The 18,062-nt window shown below is 57.5% G+C and carries 15 protein-coding genes; 4 read left to right on the top strand and 11 right to left on the bottom strand.

All coding sequences use genetic code 11. The features are described 5' to 3' along the window. Positions 1-242: 242 nt before the first annotated feature. The 9 genes from N7578_RS09460 to N7578_RS09420 all read right to left on the bottom strand — a co-directional run bounded on the left by N7578_RS09460 (position 243) and on the right by N7578_RS09420 (position 11,764). Positions 243-425: a hypothetical protein gene (locus tag N7578_RS09460; protein WP_311110013.1), complete on the bottom strand. Its 183-nt coding sequence runs from the start codon at positions 423-425 to the stop codon at positions 243-245. A gap of 707 nt (positions 426-1,132) precedes the next feature. After that, entirely contained in the window at positions 1,133-1,930 is a 798-nt protein-coding gene (locus tag N7578_RS09455) for an ABC transporter permease (RefSeq protein WP_311110012.1), read from the bottom strand. Continuing rightward, the gene (locus N7578_RS09450) at positions 1,912-2,772 is read right to left on the bottom strand and encodes an ABC transporter permease (protein ID WP_311110011.1); all 861 of its coding nucleotides are present in this window, start codon (positions 2,770-2,772) and stop codon (positions 1,912-1,914) included. The genes N7578_RS09455 and N7578_RS09450 overlap by 19 nt, the downstream gene beginning before the upstream one ends. After that, a complete protein-coding gene (locus N7578_RS09445; RefSeq protein ID WP_311110010.1) occupies positions 2,769-3,827 on the bottom strand; it encodes an ABC transporter ATP-binding protein in 1,059 nt (352 codons plus the stop codon). The genes N7578_RS09450 and N7578_RS09445 overlap by 4 nt, the downstream gene beginning before the upstream one ends. A 96-nt stretch (positions 3,828-3,923) precedes the next feature. Next, positions 3,924-4,961 carry an ABC transporter substrate-binding protein gene (locus N7578_RS09440; RefSeq protein WP_311110009.1) on the bottom strand — a complete coding sequence of 346 codons (1,038 nt, stop codon included), beginning with the start codon at positions 4,959-4,961 and terminating at the stop codon, positions 3,924-3,926. Positions 4,962-5,035: 74 nt separating this feature from the next. Then, positions 5,036-6,001 carry a 2-oxoglutarate and iron-dependent oxygenase domain-containing protein gene (locus N7578_RS09435; protein WP_311110008.1) on the bottom strand — a complete coding sequence of 322 codons (966 nt, stop codon included), beginning with the start codon at positions 5,999-6,001 and terminating at the stop codon, positions 5,036-5,038. Positions 6,002-6,051: 50 nt separating this feature from the next. Next, complete coding sequence (locus tag N7578_RS09430; protein ID WP_311110007.1) at positions 6,052-6,873, bottom strand: enoyl-CoA hydratase/isomerase family protein; 822 nt, start codon at positions 6,871-6,873, stop codon at positions 6,052-6,054. Continuing rightward, positions 6,870-10,364 carry an indolepyruvate ferredoxin oxidoreductase family protein gene (locus N7578_RS09425; RefSeq protein WP_422646697.1) on the bottom strand — a complete coding sequence of 1,165 codons (3,495 nt, stop codon included), beginning with the start codon at positions 10,362-10,364 and terminating at the stop codon, positions 6,870-6,872. Before N7578_RS09425 ends, N7578_RS09430 begins: the two co-directional genes overlap by 4 nt. A gap of 2 nt (positions 10,365-10,366) precedes the next feature. Beyond that, a complete protein-coding gene (locus N7578_RS09420; RefSeq protein ID WP_311110005.1) occupies positions 10,367-11,764 on the bottom strand; it encodes an FAD-binding oxidoreductase in 1,398 nt (465 codons plus the stop codon). 270 nt (positions 11,765-12,034) lie between these two features. Here N7578_RS09420 and N7578_RS09415 point away from each other — a divergent pair, with 270 nt between their 5' ends. From N7578_RS09415 to N7578_RS09400, 4 genes are all read left to right on the top strand, one after another. Next, positions 12,035-12,802: an FCD domain-containing protein gene (locus N7578_RS09415; protein ID WP_311110004.1), complete on the top strand. Its 768-nt coding sequence runs from the start codon at positions 12,035-12,037 to the stop codon at positions 12,800-12,802. 11 nt (positions 12,803-12,813) lie between these two features. Then, a complete protein-coding gene (locus N7578_RS09410; protein WP_311110003.1) occupies positions 12,814-13,809 on the top strand; it encodes an MDR family oxidoreductase in 996 nt (331 codons plus the stop codon). Positions 13,810-14,032: 223 nt separating this feature from the next. Then, the gene (locus tag N7578_RS09405; RefSeq protein WP_311110002.1) at positions 14,033-14,158 is read left to right on the top strand and encodes a hypothetical protein; all 126 of its coding nucleotides are present in this window, start codon (positions 14,033-14,035) and stop codon (positions 14,156-14,158) included. A gap of 785 nt (positions 14,159-14,943) precedes the next feature. Further along, positions 14,944-15,849 (top strand): LysR substrate-binding domain-containing protein, encoded by a 906-nt coding sequence (locus tag N7578_RS09400; protein WP_311110001.1) that lies wholly within the window; start codon positions 14,944-14,946, stop codon positions 15,847-15,849. A 359-nt stretch (positions 15,850-16,208) separates the two neighbouring features. On the opposite strand, the gene N7578_RS09395 is transcribed toward N7578_RS09400, so the two are convergent. Next, complete coding sequence (locus tag N7578_RS09395) at positions 16,209-17,489, bottom strand: TRAP transporter large permease (RefSeq protein ID WP_311110000.1); 1,281 nt, start codon at positions 17,487-17,489, stop codon at positions 16,209-16,211. After that, complete coding sequence (locus tag N7578_RS09390) at positions 17,486-18,043, bottom strand: TRAP transporter small permease (protein ID WP_311109999.1); 558 nt, start codon at positions 18,041-18,043, stop codon at positions 17,486-17,488. The genes N7578_RS09395 and N7578_RS09390 overlap by 4 nt, the downstream gene beginning before the upstream one ends. Positions 18,044-18,062: the final 19 nt, after the last annotated feature.

The raw sequence follows: 18,062 nt of genomic DNA, 5'->3' as shown, positions 1-18,062 counted from the left end.
CAGTTTCAGTCAAATCCATCCGATCCATATAGTTCAATCTCATAACGATTCTCCACTTAGACCTATAATTTCAGCTGCATTTTCATATAATTACGCAGATTCGACCCGCAATTCACAATCGCGAGCCAACCCCTGTCCAAATTTAAGCGAAATAGACTCTCGCCTTGGTTGTGCACATATAAATTCGTCGCAAAACATATAATTTATATGTTGCGCGTTTGTTTTGTGGCATTAAATATATGTTATCGCGCCGCGGTCACAGGTCGCTCCCTCGCCTCCCAAGACTGCTTTACGGATAGCAGATATTGCTTCTTCAGCTGTCGATTGCGGATTTTCACCCAGGCACGTTGCGATCTCGCAATTCGTCCCTTCAGAAAGGCTATATCCGCCTGAATGCTGCGAACCAGCTCATCGATATTGGTCATAAACACACCTTCTCCTTCACGCGCCGCACATACGGCCGTGGCATGGGGTTCATTCTCTTTCCTGCTCATTCCTCAACGGGATAAACAGACATGGCTGACGGGGCACTGAAAATTGCCGCGTAGAATAATAATGAAGACACTTGTCAGTGCCCCGTATTCAACGCTCCGCTGTACCTGGCTAGATGGTTCTGCCGACAACACCTTTCAAAGAAACAAGACGGCCCACCACACCCGTTTCATTCCTTCTCCAGTCCGCTACCGGGAACTGCCCTGCCAGACACAAGGATATGAAAGGGACGTCTCCCACCTCACATACCAAGCGCCGGTTCCGCACATAACTCCTGAGTTGCCACAGGCCATCACAACGGAACGAGAGCAGTATAGGGTAGGAGAAAAGAGCGGGGATGAGTGGGGAAAAATTGTGGTTCCCGAGGGAGCGCCCACCATCATTCAAAAAACTTAGATGTTGGGCTTTCAGGGATGGTTAGGGGGCAAGGTCAGGTACCGCGACGGCAGCTAAGGCATTCCCGTGACAAGACCAAAATGAGACTCAAAAGGCGGCTGTTATGCCGCCTTTTCACGCCTAGACTTATACTTCCCTAGAGTTAAGTTCCTACCCGTATAGAAGAATTGGCACCCCCGAACCACTGTTCATCGGACGCGATTTGGCCCACTTGCCGAACACTTGCACCGACATTGTTTGCGAGTCAAAAGCGATGAATACGCATCCCAAGCACCTTTTCCGAAATGACGACCACGATCAGCGTCAAAACGATGGAAACAGTGGAAACCGCCGCTGCCTCGGGCGTAAAATTGGTGCGCAGATAGTCATAAAGCTGGATAGGCAAAGTGGCGGTTCCCACAGGCTTCAGCATGAAAGATATGGTGAAGATATCGAACGAGATAATGAAGGCGAACAGGCAGCCGCCGATCACACCGGGTTTTATCAATGGCAGCATGATCCGGCGAAAGCGCGTGAAAGGCCCTGCCCCCAGACTGCGCGCGGCAAGGCTCCAGGACGGCTCGTAGGATTCCATGGCAGCCGAGACGTTGATGAACACGAAGGGAATGGTAATCAGCACATGGCCGATAATCATGGCCACAATGGTCGTCGTGCCGATGCCAATGGAATAGACGAAGAACAACAGCGAGATCGCCGTCAGCACTTCCGGCAAAAGCAGCGGCAGCATCATGCCCAGCCGCACACTTTCCTTCCAACGACCGGAATGCTGCACATAGAAAATCGCCGCCATGGTGCCGATGACACCGGAGATAAGTGTCGAGACGGCAGCCACCCACAATGACGTTCTGATGGCGCGCATGAACACTTCATTTTGGAAAAACACCCCATACCATCGCAGCGATAGCCCCTGCGGCGGGAATGTGAGGAAAGCTCCAGCGTTGAACGATGCACCAACGACCACAAGGATCGGCAATAGAAGGAATGCATAGATAATCAGGCAATAGCCGTTCAGAAAATGCCTGTTCATCTGTCGACCTTCCATTTCATGCGTGTCATGCGGGCAAAAATGGCCACCACGAGGCCACCGGTCAGCGAGAGCAGAAGCGCCATGGCCGAACCGAACGGCCACTGGAACGTATCGATCAGCGCATCCACGACGCTGACCGCCATGGTCTTGACACGTAAGCCGCCGATCAGTGCGGGCGTAACATAAGCGCTTAGCGACAGCACGAAGACGAGAATGCACCCCGCCTGAATGCCGGGCATGGCAAGCGGCAGAACGATGCGCCGGAATGCGGTGATGCGCCCTGCTCCCAGCGAACGTGCCGCCGCCTCGATCGACGGATCGATGCCCTGAAGCGCGCTCATCAGCGGCAGGATCATGAAAGGCAGGAAGACATGCACCAGTGCAATGACGATGCCGAGCGAATTATACATGAGCGCCAGCGGGCTATCGATGATACCCGCATTCATCAGCGTTCGGTTGATGATGCCATTGTTGCCAAGCAGGATCGTCCAGCCGTAACTGCGGATGACGATGCCCACCAGCAGCGGGGAAAGCACAAGGCCATATGCCAGTCCGCGAAAGCGCATGTTGCGCTTTGCAAGTTGCCATGCAACCGGAAAGCCAAGCAAAAGGCAAAGCGCTGTTGTTACGAAGCCGATCGCCAGCGTATTACCGACCTGCGAAAGATAGAAGCTGTCGGAAAACAGGCGCAGATAGTTGGCGGCAGTAAAGCCTGGACCATAGGGTGCGCTGTTGCCGGGATTGCGAAAGCTCATCAGAACGATATTCAGATACGGCAGAACGAGAAAAATGCCCAGAAGCAGAATAGCTGGTGCAATGAGCAAAAACGGTTTGGTGGATTTCAGCGAACCGCTCATGCCACAGCTCCGAGCGGCCAGAAACTCTCCTCGCTGACGTGCAATGACACCGCGTCACCTGGCGCAAAGCGATGGCGCGGAAATGTCTGCACGCTGATGGTTTCGCCGCTTGCGAGCGTCAACCGGTAGTCGACGAGGCTACCGGAGTAATAGCAGGCCGCAACGGTCGCGGGAATACCGCCCTGACCCGAGTCTGACAGCTCGATCGCTTCCGGCCGCAAGACAAGCGTCACCTCACCATTCGAACCGGCCTTCGCGTGAGAGACAGAGAGTTCGCCGAGCACTGTCGCAATACGCGCCTGTCCGTTTCCTTCAGTGGCAACGAGCTTGCCCGCAACAATATTCACCTGCCCCACGAACTGTGCCACTTCGAGACTGGCGGGACGCTCATAAATGTCGGCGGGAGATCCGTACTGGGCGATACGTCCGCCGAACATCACCACCACGCGGTCCGACATGGTCATAGCCTCCGCCTGATCGTGGGTGACGTAAACGGTTGTAATGCCGACACGCTTCTGAAGATCGCGGATAAAAACGCGCATTTCCTCGCGAAGCTTGGCGTCGAGATTGGCCAGCGGCTCGTCGAGCAGCAGTATCTTCGGCTCGATCACCAAAGCCCGCGCAAGCGCCACACGCTGCTGCTGTCCGCCCGAAAGTTGGCGCGGATAACGCTCCGCGTAACCGGAAAGCTGCACCATATCCAGCACACGGGCAGTGCGCGACACGATTTCAGCTTTCGGAACCTTGCGCATCTCAAGCCCGAAGGCGAGGTTCTGCGCCACCGTCATATGCGGAAACAGCGCATAATTCTGGAACACCATGCCGATGTCGCGCTTTTCGGCTGGCACGTTGACGACATCATGCCCGTCAAAACGGATAGCGCCTGACGTCGCATCCTCGAACCCGGCTATCATCTTCAGTGTCGTCGTCTTGCCGCATCCCGAGGGGCCGAGTAGGGAAATGAACTCGCCATCGGCAATCCTGACGGAAATTCCGTTGACTGCGAGCGATGAGCCATAGTCCTTGGTCAGCTTTTCGATGCTCACCTCTGTCATGATCGTTCTTCCACCTTCTGAACGCTGCAATATCTGCTGGCCGTAAACCGGCTGTATGCGGGGTCACGTTTCGCGCCCCCGCTTCTGGCAATGCGATTACCTGAGCACCTTCGCCCAGGTTTCTGCGAAACCGGCCTGCTTTTCGTTCATGAAGTTCCAGTCCCAGGTCAGAATCCTGTCCATCATGTCACCGGAAATCGGCACGTCTTTCTTGAGGTCATCCGGCACCATCACCTTCGAGTTGGTGGGCGAGACGAAGAACTGCTTCATCAGGGGAACCTGCCCCTCGGGCGAGAGAAGGAAATTGGCATATTCATAGGCCAGCTCCTTTTCGGGACCATTTGCCAGAATGTTCAGCGTCTGGTCGAACATCAGAAGCCCTTCTTCCGGCACGACGATATCGATAGGCAGACCTTGAGCGCGCAGACGCGCCACTTCGCCAAAGTCGAAAGGCGCGACCACGAACTCGCCCGATGCAATGCCTGTGGAGAGGTTGAAATCCGCCTGAATGACCGGGCCGAGCCTTTCGAACGCCTTGAAACCGGCATCGATATCGTACTGGTCCTTGCCGAAGATTTTCGAGGCCAGCATCAGTTCCATTTTACCGGCCGTGTTGGCGAAGTTGTAAAGACCGATGCGCCCCTTGAATTCGGGGTTCTCCCAAAGATCCTTCCAGCCCTTCGGAGGCGTCTTGACCATATCGGTGCGGTAGGCGAGGCCGATGGGAGACACCATGGCGACCGCGCCCCAGCCATCAGTCTTTTTCGCCAGCGGGTAGAGATCGTTGTAATTTGACAGTTTCGTCAGATCGAGCTTCTCGAAAAAGCCTTCCTTGCGCAGGCTCGATGCAAAAGCCTCGTTGGTCATCAGGATAGAATAAGGCGGCTTCTGAGCACCGGCAGCGCGCAGATTGGCACTCCACACACGACCGTTACCGGCATCGAGCGTGACGGCAGCACCGCTTTTCTTCGTGAATGCCGGCGCAAGCTCCGAGCGCCAGAACTGCTCCCATGCACCGCCGAGTGTCGGCACGATCAGCGTTTTCTGCTGGGCGCGGGCAGGAAGTCCGGCCATACCGGCTGCTGCCATGCCACCCACCGCAGCCAGAAGCTGCCGTCTGTTGAAATTCATCATGGTTGTTCCCCTTGTTCTCAAGTGACACCGGTTCGCGGCATTGGTCGTGGCGGGCGATGTTTCGCTTCCTGCCATCAACCGTTGCTGAACGCCTGGCTGGTTTTCAGTGCAATGTAGTCGCCGTAGGTAATCGGCGCATATTTCGCGGCCCCTTTCGCGGCAAAGGGTGGTAGGCATTCGATAACCGTGTCTCGCGACGGATTAAGAAAGAAAGGAATGGACTGACGACGCGTCGTTCCCTTGAACGCACCTGGTGGATTGGCGACCCGGTGCGGGGTGGAAACCCACTCGTCATTCGACCAGCGCATGAATGCATCGCCGATATTGACCACATAGGCACCCTCGACATTCGGCGCATCCAGCCATTCTCCGGCACGGGTCTGCACCTGCAATCCGCCGGGCGAAGCTTCCGAACGAAGGATGGTCATGAAACCGTAGTCAGTGTGAACCCCGGCGCGAAGCTGGCCGGGCAGCGGTGTTTCCGTCTGTTCGGGATAGTTGATGACACGCAGAGCCGAGAGGTGATTGTCGAAGGCTCCTTCAAAATAATCCGCCTCAAGCCCGATCGCCTGACAAAAAGCCCGGCGCAGATGCTTCGCCAACGTTTCCATCTCAGCAAAATAGGCGCGGAATGCCGCTTCCAGCCCTTCAGGCTGCGAGGGCCATGTGTCCCCCGGCAACCGCAGGCCGAAATTGAGGCTTTCCTTATAATCGCCAGGGGTTTTGATCCCGAGTGTGGCGCTCAGCGCCTCATCGGCAATCGGCGAGAACGCTACCCCGCCCTCGACGCCTGTTCCCCTGCCCTGTTGCTTTTTCCACTCCTGCGGCTTGTCGAAAAAATCGCGAGCGAGATTGTAAAGCCGCGACGTGACGTCTTTCGAGACACCATGACCGGTAACAAGGAAAAATCCGGTTTCGCGGCAGGCCGTTTCGATGGCGCGCACCACATCGTCGGCACCATCCGCGCCGTTGATGAAAGGTGCCACATCGATAACCGGAATGGCTGGAGCATTCTCTGTCTGTGATGGAGCGGTCTGCATCGAAAAACCTCTGTGGAATTAAAAACGGGCGTGCCGGATGACAGGCTGGCTCAGTCCAGTCCCTTGAACGGCGCGTCGCGGAATTCGAGATATTCCTTCAGCGTCATTTTCTGGAGATTTCGCATCCATTCGCGGCCCTCCTTGCTGACATGCAGCGCGGCAATGGCGTGGATGTTGTAGTCGAACGAGGTCATCAGGCCCGCTGCCATCTGCTGGTTGTTGATGGACGCCTTGGCGAACTTGATGGCAGGAACCGGCATCCGCGCCAGCTTGCGGGCGAGGTTTTCGGTCTTTTCCTTCAACTGATCGGCGGGAACGATGCGGTTGATGAGATGCATGCGCAGCGCTTCCTCCGCATCCACCACATCGCCCGTGTACATGAGCCAGCGCACATCGCGCGTTGCCAGAAGCCAGGGCATGAACAGCGCGGGCGGGCCGGAATTGTGCCGAACTTCCGGTTCACCGAATTTCGCATTGTCGGCGGCAATGGCCAGATCGCAGGCCATGACCAGTTCCAGCGCGCCCGCAAGTGCGTAACCGTTGACCGAGGCGATGACCGGGATCGGCGCTTTCCAGATGTTCAGAAGCGATTGGGCGTTTTCCGCCATATCAGCATGCCAGTCCTCGATATCGACATCATAATCCGCGCCCTGCAAATCGTAACCGGAGGAGAAGGCACGGCCCGCGCCGGTCAATACCAGCGCGTTGACATCGGGATCGGCGACAGCCAGTGCCACGGCGCGGTCAATCTCGCGCACCGTGGTCTTGTTCATGGCATTGAGCTTTTCCGGACGGTTGATCGTAATCGTCGCAAACTTGTCCTGGCTGTCCTTTTCATAAAGGATCGTCTCGAAATCGCCGGTCGTGCTCATACGCTTTTCCTTTTTGCAATCGTCTCTTCGGCACCAGCAGCAGGAGCCGCAGGCGCAGGCGACAGCAAAGCCGCCCTCTTCGTTTCATAACGTTCGATAGCGGCCTTCTTGACCGGACCGAAGCCCTTGATCTCTTCAGGCAAACCCGCAAGCGCCACGGCGCGCTCCATATCCGCCGCCGAAAGCGAGGCAGACAATGTGTGCACCAGCGCATCATAATCGCGGATCAGCCTGCGCTCCTCACGCCGCTCATGGCTGTAGCCGAACGGATCGAGCGGCGTGCCGCGCAGAAACTTCAGTTTTTCCAGCATGGCGAAGGCGGGTGTCATGATCTTCTCGCCAATCGCGATCTTGGCCGGGTTGCCGGTGCGCTTGTCGATCTTGCGCGACAGCATAGGCGGCGCGAGGTGGTGCCTGATGGTGAAATCACCCTCGAACTGCGCCGTAATCTTGTCTCTAAAGCTGGTATCGCGGTGCAAGCGCGCCACTTCGTACTCATCCTTGTAAGCCATGAGCTTGAAGGCGTTACGCGCAACGGCAGTTGCGAAAACTTCGCCACCTCCGGCTTTGGCTTCGGCGCTGCGGGCGGTTTCCACCAGCTTGCGATAACGGCGCGCATAAGCGCTGCTCTGATATCCGGTCAGGAACTTCGCCCTACGCTCGATGATCCCGTCGAGTGTTTCTGCAAGCTCTTCCTTCGCGTCTCCCAGACCCGCCGCGTCGAGGACAGTCTCCGGTTCGACAACCGAACGGCGCCCCCAGCCGAAAGCGGCGCGGTTCATGCCCACACCCGTGCCGTTCAGTTCTATCGCCTTGTGGATTGCCGAAAGGCTGATCGGGACCAGGCCGCGCTGCCATGCATGGCCGAGCAGGAACATGTTGGCGGCAATAGCATCGCCCATCAGTGCAGCGCCAAGTTTTGTGGCCGCGACAAGGTTTACGGCATCTTCGCCTGCCGCTTTTCGCAGCGCCTTGAGCGTAGCGCCCTGGCGGAAATCGAGCGTCGTATTCTGCACGAAGGATGCGGTAGGCGCGAAATGATCGTCCAGCACCGCCTGCGTGCGCCCTGCCGAGAATGTGGACAGCGCGTTCTTGCCAGCCGACACCACGATATCGAAACCGAGTACAAGATCGCTTTCGCCGGGGCCGATGCGCACCGAATTGAGATCGGCGGTTTCCTTCGCCACCCGCAGATGCGAGACGACTGCGCCATTTTTTTGGGCCAGTCCGGTCTGGTCGAGCGTCTGGACGGCCAGCCCGTCAAGATGCGCCGCCATGGAGACAATGGCGCTGACGGTGATGACACCCGTGCCACCTATACCGGCGAGAAGCATATTATAAGGCTGACCGGAAAGTGTTTTCAGAACCGGCAGCGGCAGATCGTCAAACGACACCTTGCCCGCCTTGGCAGCGGGTTTGCGCAGGGTGCCGCCCTCGACAGTCACGAAGCTAGGGCAGAAGCCCTTGAGACAGGAAAGGTCGGTGTTACAGCTCGACTGGTTGATGCGGCGCTTGCGGCCAAACTCCGTTTCCTGCGGCTCCACAGAAATACAGTTGGAAACCGCCGAACAATCGCCGCAACCCTCACAAACCAGTTCGTTGATGAAGGCGCGTTGGTCGGATACCTCCAGCTTGCCACGCTTTCTGCGGCGGCGCTTTTCAGCCGCGCAGACCTGATCGTAAACCAGAACGGTCACGCCCTCGATCTCACGCAGTTCGCGTTGCACCGCGTCCAGCTCGTCGCGATGATTGACGGTGACGGATTTCGGCAGGTTGCCCTGCCAAACGTCGGGCCGCTCGGCCACCACGGCGACCCGCGCTACACCCTCGGCCAGCATCTGGCCAACAATGCCCGGAACCGTCACTTCGCCGTCGTGCTTCTGGCCGCCGGTCATGGCCACGGCATCGTTATAAAGGATCTTGTAGGTGGCGTTGACCTTGGCAGCTATGGCAGCTCGAATGGCCAGCACGCCCGAATGGAAATAGGTGCCATCGCCCATGTTGACGAAAATGTGCTTCTCGTCTGTGAACTGCGACAATCCGATCCATGAACCGCCCTCGCCGCCCATCTGGGTGAAGGTCGAGGTGTTGCGCTCCTCAAGCCCGATCACCATCATATGGCAGCCGATACCTGTCGAGGCCCGGCTGCCCTCCGGCAGTCGTGTCGAAACACTGTGCGGACAGCCGGAACAGAAATAAGGATCGCGTTTCAACGCCGGCGTCTCGATGGCGCTTGCGGCAACGATAGCCTCGATGCCGATCGCCCGCGCCTGAAGCTGCGTATCGCCAGAGCCGAAGATTGCCGTGATGGCCGAAGCAACCGAAACATCGTTGATCTCACCCGTCACCGGAAGCAGCGGCGCGCCGTTGACACCGCTTTTGCCAAAGACCCTCGGGCGCCTGTCGGCATCCATATTGAACAGCAACGACTTGATCTGGTCCTCGATGATCGGGCGTTTTTCCTCGACCACCAGCAGGTTTTCCACCTCGCTTGAAAAGCGCGAAATGCCGTCCGGCTCGATGGGCCAGACAAGGCCGAGCTTGTAGAGGCGAATGCCAAGCTCACCGGCGCGGCGCTCGTCTATGCCAAGACGATTGAGGGCACCCATAAGATCGAGCCAGGATTTGCCCGTGGAAACGATGCCGAGACGCGCCTTTCCGGAACCAGATGACCAGACAGCGCGATCGACACCATTGGCACGGGTAAAATCGTGGATCGCGGCCATCTTGTTCTCAAGCCGCAGCTCCATGGCGTGCGGCCCGTCCGGCCAGCGCAGCGAATACTCACCAGTCTTGCCGGGATAAACGATCTGCGGCTTATGCGGATCCAGCTCAATGGTCGCCGTGCATTCGACAATTTCCGTCTGACATTTGAACCCGACCCATGCACCCGAATAGCGGCTCATCGCCCAGCCGAGCAGACCGTAATCGATATACTCCTGCACACCTGCAGGAGATAACAGCGGCACCATGGCTGAAATCAGATTATGCTCGCTCTGGTGCGGCAGTGTTGAAGACACCGCCCCGTGATCGTCACCCACCAGCAGCAAAACGCCGCCATTCGGGTTGGTGCCGACAGCATTTGCATGGCGAATGACATCCATGGTCCTGTCTACGCCCGGACCCTTGCCATACCACATGGAAAAAACGCCATCGTAGCGCGCGCCGGGGAACATGGCCGTTTGCTGCGTACCCCACACCGCCGTTGCCGCCATGTCTTCATTCAGACCAGGACGGAAACGGATATGGTGTTCATCGAGATATTTCTGCGCCCGCGCCATTTCGCGGTCAAAACTCGCAAGCGGCGAGCCCCTGTATCCGGAGACATATCCGGCAGTGTTCAGCCCCTGCGCCAGATCGCGCTGGCGCTGCACCATCGGCAGACGCACCAGAGCCTGCGTGCCAGAAACCAGAATCTTTCCACTTTCCAGCGTGTAACGATCATCAAGAGCTGGAGCTTTTGCGGTGGTGTGGGGTGTTTCGACAGTCATGGTCATGTACCCTCCGGCGCGATTGCAGCAGGGAGCGTGTCAAAAACACGGCCGGGATTGAGAATATTTTGGGGATCGAGTGCCGCTTTGAGACGGTGCATTACCGCCATATCGCCTGATGTGCGCATCAACGGCAGCCATTTTTTCTTGTCTAGCCCAATGCCGTGTTCGGCTGAAACCGCGCCGCCGAACTGCGCGACGGCGGCATACACTGCATCAGCAATCGCATCGTGATAGGTCGAACGAACGAGATAGTGCAGATTGCCATCACCCAGATGGCCGAAAATATAAAGCTTTGCGTCCGGATCGCATGCGCTGACCGACGCCGCCGCACTGTCTAGAAACTCCTCCATCGATGAGAGCGGCAGACTCACGTCGAAACCAGATACATTATCCATGCTGAAAATGAACTCGCTTGCCCCTTCGCGCAGAGCCCAGATGGCGGCATATTCGCGACCGGACGAAGAAACGGCGACATCCGAAATCGTTCCGCCTTCATAAAGCTCCATAAGCACCGCTTTGAAACGATCTTCGTCCTCTGCCTCGTTCTGGCCGTGAATCTCAACCAGTGCATAAACACCAGCACCCGTTGTCACAGGCGCGGTCACACCGGAATGCGCCAGCACACCCTCATAGACGGGCGGAAAGATCACCTCGAACGCCGAAAGCAGCCAGCCGAGACGCGCACGCAGCGTCTGCAACAACTCCATGGCCGCACCAAGCGACGGCAATGCACAAAAAGCATTGGCCTGCACCAGAGGACGCGGATGCAGCCTGAGACACGCGCGGGTAACGACACCCAGCGTACCTTCGGTACCGATCAGCATCTGGCCGAGATCGTAACCGGAATTGTCCTTGAAAAGCCCCGTGAGGCTGGAAACAACTGTTCCATCCGCCAGAACCGCCTCAAGCCCCAGCACCTGAGCGCGGAACATTCCGTAGCGCAGAACACGGATGCCGCCGGCATTGGTGGCAATATTGCCCCCGATGGTCGCACTACCACGTGCGCCGATATCGACGCCGAACATCATACCAGCCGAGTCAGCCGCTTCCTGAACAGCCTGCAAGGTCGCGCCCGCCTCGACAACGACAGTGCCGGACATCCGATCAACCACCCCGATGGCACGCATCCGCTCGAGAGACAGCGACACCTCATCCGCCATGGGCCGGGCGCCGCCGGAGAGGCCGGTACGACCACCCTGGACGACGACGGGCTGTCCGTTTTCATGGCAGGCTGCAAGAACGGCAGCTACACCTGCCGTATCGACAGGCCGGAACACAACCAAAGGTGCACAACCCTTCTCATCCGTTGCGTCACAGCAATAGCCTATGCCGATATCCGGGCTGGTGAGAATCCCTTTTGCGCCTAGTCCACTCTCGAGTTGACGCGCAATTTCCATTGCCCGTTCAGCCGGATTTTTCCGGCTATCAGGGCTTTCACTCGCAGGCACCAACCTTGCATCCGCCAAGGCATGATGTTGCAAAAAATCACGTTTTTCGGGCGTATCTTGCCCTTTAGTAGCGATCCCCACCAATTTTTGTTCCCCTGGTTATATGGATCTGTGAGGCAGGTTATCGCCTATCCGATATTTGTCAAACCTATATTTAAATAGCTATGGCGTTTTTCTAAAAGCCGTGCCATCAATGGTTTCAAGGGAAGGATGCACACCATGAATCTGAGATATGACGAGGTTGTAAGATCCGGCATCGCCAAACAGGTGGCAGAGAACATTCGCTCCGCCATCATGGATGGACGACTGAAGATCGATGAGCGGTTGCCCACAGAAGACGATCTTGCCCGCAGCTTCGGCATATCGCGTCCCACTGTACGCGAAGCGCTGAAAAGGCTTGCTGCCCAGAACCTCATTCATTCCCGCCGTGGCCCTCAGGGCGGCAACTTCGTAAAACGTCCCGATCCGGAGGGCCTTTCCAAGGCTATTACCGGGGCTGCAACACTGCTGGTAGGCATCGGCGCCTTCGATATCGACGAAATCATCACCGCACGCCTCGAAACGGAGAAAATCTGCTGCCGCCTTGCCTGCGAGAACCGTCAAGACGAGCAGCTAAAGGCCATGGCAGCCGAAATTCTCGTTCAGCAAAATGCCGATCTCAGTGACGAAGACTTCTGCGCATCGGATGTGCGGTTTCATCGCGCACTGGTGGATTCCACCGCCAACGGCCCGCTGAAACTGATGATGTACACGGTCATCGAATCCTTCATTCCTGTGACGAACATGATCGTGTTCCGGGTTCGCGAGCGCCGGCAGGTTTCGGCGTTTCACCAGCGCATTCTCGATGCTGTCACCGCCCGTGACGCGACCGCGGCGACGGATGCGCTGACATCACTGCTGGAGTACGTCCGCAACAGCTACAACGCGGCGCTTGATGCACGCGCGGCGCGTGAGCAGGAAAAAAACGTAAAGACGGAAAACATATAAAAGGGAACGTAATGACTGACACATTCACCGCGATGGTTATTGACGCCGTGGACGGCAAGCCGAAAAGCGGCTTCAGGGAAATTTCACTTGCAGACCTGCCCGATCACGACGTTCTGGTCGAGGTGGCTTACTCCACAGTCAATTACAAGGACGGTCTGGCAATCTCCGGCAAGGGCCGCATCGCGCGCCGCACTCCGATGGTTGGCGGTATTGATCTTGCCGGAACGGTGGTGGAATCGCGTTCTCCGCAATGGAAAGCTGGCGACCGCGTTATCGTGAACGGTTACGGCTTGTCCGAAACAGAATGGGGTGGTTACACACGCTATCAGCGCGTCAAGGCCGAATGGCTGATCGCCCTCCCTGACGCCTTCTCATTGGAGCAGGCGATGGCCATCGGCACGGCAGGTTATACCGCTGCGCTGTGCGTCAATGCGCTTGAAGATTGGGGCATTTCCGCCACAGCAGGCAAACCTGTCCTGGTTACGGGTGCGGCGGGCGGTGTCGGCTCCGTCGCGATCAGCCTTCTCGCAAAGAAGGGCTACACGATTACCGCTTCGACGGGACGCGCCGAAACACATGAGTATCTCGCGGGACTTGGCGCCAGCGCCTTCGTCGATCGTGCGACGCTGACCGAAAAGGGCAGCCCGCTGCAAAAGGAACTTTGGGCGGGTGCGGTGGATTCCGTTGGGTCCACGACGCTTGTCAACGTGCTTTCCCAAACGGTTTATGGCGGCGCTGTTGCGGCCTGCGGCCTTGCGGGCGGCGCCGATCTTCCCGGCACCGTGCTCCCGCATATTTTGCGCAGCGTGGCGTTGCTCGGAATCGATTCAGTCATGGCACCGCATGCAAAGCGTGAGCGCGCTTGGCAGACGCTGGCGCAAACGCTCGATGCCTCTCATCTCGCAGAAATGACACGTCTGGAGCCGATGTCGGCGCTGCCTGCACTAGCCGATGACATTCTCGCAGGCAAAATCCGTGGTCGCGTGGTCGTAGATGTCACCACCTGAGACGCGGGCCCAACGCACAGTGGTCTGAAGTTGGCGGCGCGTCGAACTATCCGCTTATCTGGCGTCAATTCACGACAGTGTGGAATCTGCAAGACATTTGAGAACGTATAGTGATCACGCAGCGAGACTAATTCCCGCCCCGCGGCGTAGGATGAATGCTACACGTCGGGGTCAAAATATATTCTCCAGTCTGGCTGATATGCTGCCAGGTGAATGAAGTGATATGTTTGACTATATCCGGAGGCATGGCGATGCCTTCGCGATCATGCTCGGCGACGCCGGTTCGAGATATAGCGTCCTCCAGCAGACGATGGCGCTTATTACCAGATTCAACCCGGACGCCATGTAAGCGATCGATCCGATGTCGAGATTGCCCGTCAACTGCTTCACAGACAGGTTGACAGTGCTGGAACTATTGCTGTGCTGAGCAGGATTTTGAGCTTGGAACCCCATTTGGGGACGTTCTGGACAACTTTTCCTAATAACTGAGCTTCTACACGGCCCCCACGTTGCCTTTCGCTCGGCCATGCGCGATGGGATCGCCGCGGCTGCATATGGGCCCCATCCCGACATGGGAAGAATAATGTCGGTACCTTACAGTTCTACGTGGCGCTGATGGCTCTAGGCCGAAAATCCGGAAAGGCCATCGCGCAGCCCAAATCGGCCGTCCAGGCAACGTCGAGCGAGCGCTGACCTACTTCGGCGAGCAGAGTTTGGTACATGAGATCACGGATTTCATAATCCGGATTCCGAGGTTATGCTGCTCTTCAAAAAAAGTACAACGCTCGAGGGGGAAAGGTCGCAATAAGGAACGCGATTTTATCGCTCTTGAAGGGAATCGAATAAGTTTCCGGTAATTCAAATTTCTCACTTCTCTTGCGCTCTACCTGTCCGTTCCTCTCCCTAGCGGAATGCTTGCCACATTGTGCATCGATTGCTTGTCCGGGCGATTTCCTCAGTTCTATTTCCATAGTGAACTCAACATTTATCGGCTCGTTATATCGCAAAGTCTGCCGACGCAGTTGCGCACAATTGGCATGGGAGTCCAGCCGAAATTAGACCTTTCATGCCATCCTCTCTTCTCCTTGCGTTGCGCCTGGACTATGGTTCGGAGAGTACAAGTCCGGACCTTTCATGCAGCTTCCTATAAAGGCCATCCTGGTTTTCCATGTCACGGCGCGTGCCGGCAGCATTTCGCGTGCGGCGGAAGAATTACACGTGACGCCGTCTGCCGTCAGCCAGCAGATCCAGTTGCTGGAAAGCCAGTTTGGGGTGACGCTTCTGACCAAGGCAGGGCGCGGCATTGCGCTGACCGAGGCAGGGGAACGATATTTTTCGATGATTTCGGACCAGATCGAAAGCGTCGAAGAGGCGACTGCGACGATCCGCGGGTTCCGTTCGGTCACCACACTCACAATTCGCGCGACGCCAACGTTGTCAAATAAATGGCTGCTGCCGCGCCTAGGGGGGCTTCTCGATAGGCATCCCGACCTAGAGGTGCGTCTCGACGGGACAAACGAGCCGACCGACTTCAACCAGGAAATCGTCGATCTTGAGATTCGCCATGGCAATGGCCGGTGGCCCGGCCTCTTTGTCGAAGGACTTGCAGAGGAGAGGTTTTTCCCCGTCTGTTCGCCGTCCTATGCCGCCGAAGGCTCCCTTGTCGCCGGTGAGTTGCCTGCGCACCGGCTGATCCATTCGGTGAAATCGCAGGCGCAGTGGATGACGTGGTTTCAAATGGCCGACGCCGCGACGGATGCTCGCTGGCGACGCGTGCTCTTCGATCGCAGCCACATGGCAATCGATGCAGCCGTGCGCGGCATGGGTATCGCATTGGAAAGCACGCTGATGATGCAGGACGAACTGAGAAGTGGCGCGTTGATCTGCCCCGTTCGAAACCCGCCGGAGTTGCGCATCACCACCCAGTGGATCGTATGCCCCCGCGACCACCTGCATCAAAGGAAGGTTCGGCAGTTCCTCGAATGGCTGCGCGACGAGCGGGACGCTTGGCAGGCTCTACAAGACACGGGTGGCACGTGAAACTCCAAGGTTTGCAAGGCTGCTGTAGGTCTGGCGGCCAGCACAGGAAATAGAGGCGAACCTTTCCGAGCTTGAACTTGATCAGGTTGCGGTTGCTATGCTTCACGACCCAGCATGCAATGACGACCGCACTGTAGAGGGTATGTGAAGCCAGGGTTCGTGATCGGCATCGGTCAGGCCCTTTCCCTCCCACATTTTATCCGAGTTTCAAGGGCGGGGAAAGAGACCCGCCTTGACGAAGTCGGAGGCGAGAGCGGCCGGCAACCCGCCACCGATCTCCAATTTCCGATTTCCAAGTTTCCGCGGCCCCCATGATAATGAAGAACGGAACAGCCGGCTTCTAGCGCTTGATTACCATCTCAGTAGAGGCCCAGTATCTGGATGGGCCAGAGAGTCAGGCTCGGGAAGAGCACCAGCGCCAGGATCGCGGCAACGAGGATCGACATTGGCGCCAGCGATCCCTTCACCACATCCTCAATCGACATCTTCGCAACCTGGGCCACGGCAAAGAGACATACTCCGACAGGTGGCGTGACCAGGCCGAGCGTCAGGGTGATGACCATGACGATCAGGAAATGGATCGGATCGACCCCAAGTAACACGGCCGGCGGTAGCAGGACCGGGATCAGGATAAACATGGCGGCGATCGCGTCCATGAACATGCCAACCACGATCAGGAAGAGAAAGATCAGGACCAGCGCCATGGTCGGACCGGTGGAGATGGCGCCCAGGAAGCTCGCGACCTGGGCGGGGAGCCCATCATAGGTGAAGACCCAGGCGGCCAGCTTGGCCGTGGCAGCAATAAAGAGGATCGTGCCGGATGTGCGCGCCGTCTCGATGAATATGCCCGGCAGTTCACGCGGCGAGATGGTGCGATAAAGGATGACAGACAGGAACAGTGTGTAGAGCACCGCAATGCCGGCCGCCTCCGTCGGCGTGAAGTAGCCGTCAACAATCCCGACCAGCAGGATGATCGGCGTCAGCATCGGCAGAATGGCAGCCATGCCGGTCTTAATCACCAGGCGCACGTTAAACGGCGTGGGTGGATTGAAGCCGTAGCGGACCGCATAGAAGTGGTTGAAGACCATGAATGCCAAGGCGATGAAGAGGCCAGGGATCAGACCGGCGACCAGAAGCGTTCCGATCGAGGCATTCGCAATCGATCCCGCAATGACTATCAGAATGGATGGCGGGATAATCGAAGACAAGGTCGAGGTGCAGAGCGTCATGCCAACGGCATAACCCTTCGGGAAGCCGTGGCGCTCCATCGCCTTGATCTCGATCGCGCCGATGGAGGCTATGTCCGCCACCGATGAGCCGGATACTCCGCCGAAAATCACCGACGAGGCGACATTCACATGACCGAGACCGCCCGGGAGCCAGCCGACGATCGCCTCGGCGAAATCAAAGAGCTTTTCGGCCACACGACCGCGTTCCATCAAAACACCAACCAGGATGAAGAGTGGAACGGCGACAAGAAGGAAGGAATTCATCGCAGAGAACATGCTCTGGGCCATGAGATCGACGGGGGTCGAGGTGAACATCACGATGGCGATGACACTCGAAAGTCCCAAGGCGATCGCCAGCGGCACACCGAATACGCTCATGGTGAGGAATAGGGCAAGGAGAACGAGGCTCATGACAACTTCTCCGCGGAAGACGAGGCCTGATTCTGATGCCGCAGCTCAGGCATCTGAACCTCGGGTTCGAAGATTTCGATGAGATGGCGCCGGCGCTTTAGAGAATCTATGATCCCGAGTACGGAAAGGATCGCGGTCAACGGCATGATGGTGCCGATGAGCCACATCGGGATAGCTAACGTCGCGGCGGTCTCATTCATCACGTACTGCTGCCAGACGAGCTTGTAGCCGGTCCATCCCATCAGCACGAAAAACGAGACGGAGCTCAGCACATAGATCGGCACAGAGAGCCTGTGAATGGCGCGCGGAAACATGGCGAGCAGGACGACGACGCGGGCACTCTCGACGGTGCGAAATCCGGCTGCTAGGCCCAGGAAAATCATCCAGACGAAGAGATAGCGTGTGGCTTCCTCGGTCCAGGCCACCGACATGTCGAGCAGCCGACTGCTAACCTGAAGCAGGACGACAACAAGAATACCGAAGGCCGCAAACCCGGCCGCGACGTCGCTAAGGCCCTTCAAGAGCCTATCGAATGTGGAGCTGCTTGTAGACATGGTTCCTCCTCCCGCATCG

The organism is Agrobacterium tumefaciens (genome assembly GCF_031801495.1).
Taxonomy (GTDB): domain Bacteria; phylum Pseudomonadota; class Alphaproteobacteria; order Rhizobiales; family Rhizobiaceae; genus Agrobacterium; species Agrobacterium tumefaciens_K.
Note: the sequence above shows the minus strand (reverse complement) of the source record. Positions and strands in the feature narration are given on the sequence as shown.

Bases quoted from the DNA above. Each gene is read 5' to 3' on its own strand.
- N7578_RS09415 (WP_311110004.1), top strand. From the start codon at position 12,035: ATGAATCTGAGATATGACGAGGTTGTAAGATCCGGCATCGCCAAACAG.
- N7578_RS09455 (WP_311110012.1), bottom strand. From the start codon at position 1,930: ATGGAAGGTCGACAGATGAACAGGCATTTTCTGAACGGCTATTGCCTG.
- N7578_RS09430 (WP_311110007.1), bottom strand. From the start codon at position 6,873: ATGAGCACGACCGGCGATTTCGAGACGATCCTTTATGAAAAGGACAGC.
- N7578_RS09445 (WP_311110010.1), bottom strand. From the start codon at position 3,827: ATGACAGAGGTGAGCATCGAAAAGCTGACCAAGGACTATGGCTCATCG.
- N7578_RS09405 (WP_311110002.1), top strand. From the start codon at position 14,033: ATGTTTGACTATATCCGGAGGCATGGCGATGCCTTCGCGATCATGCTC.
- N7578_RS09450 (WP_311110011.1), bottom strand. From the start codon at position 2,772: ATGAGCGGTTCGCTGAAATCCACCAAACCGTTTTTGCTCATTGCACCA.
- N7578_RS09460 (WP_311110013.1), bottom strand. From the start codon at position 425: ATGACCAATATCGATGAGCTGGTTCGCAGCATTCAGGCGGATATAGCC.
- N7578_RS09390 (WP_311109999.1), bottom strand. From the start codon at position 18,043: ATGTCTACAAGCAGCTCCACATTCGATAGGCTCTTGAAGGGCCTTAGC.
- N7578_RS09400 (WP_311110001.1), top strand. From the start codon at position 14,944: ATGCAGCTTCCTATAAAGGCCATCCTGGTTTTCCATGTCACGGCGCGT.
- N7578_RS09395 (WP_311110000.1), bottom strand. From the start codon at position 17,489: ATGAGCCTCGTTCTCCTTGCCCTATTCCTCACCATGAGCGTATTCGGT.
- N7578_RS09425 (WP_422646697.1), bottom strand. From the start codon at position 10,364: ATGACTGTCGAAACACCCCACACCACCGCAAAAGCTCCAGCTCTTGAT.
- N7578_RS09410 (WP_311110003.1), top strand. From the start codon at position 12,814: ATGACTGACACATTCACCGCGATGGTTATTGACGCCGTGGACGGCAAG.
- N7578_RS09420 (WP_311110005.1), bottom strand. From the start codon at position 11,764: ATGGAAATTGCGCGTCAACTCGAGAGTGGACTAGGCGCAAAAGGGATT.
- N7578_RS09435 (WP_311110008.1), bottom strand. From the start codon at position 6,001: ATGCAGACCGCTCCATCACAGACAGAGAATGCTCCAGCCATTCCGGTT.
- N7578_RS09440 (WP_311110009.1), bottom strand. From the start codon at position 4,961: ATGATGAATTTCAACAGACGGCAGCTTCTGGCTGCGGTGGGTGGCATG.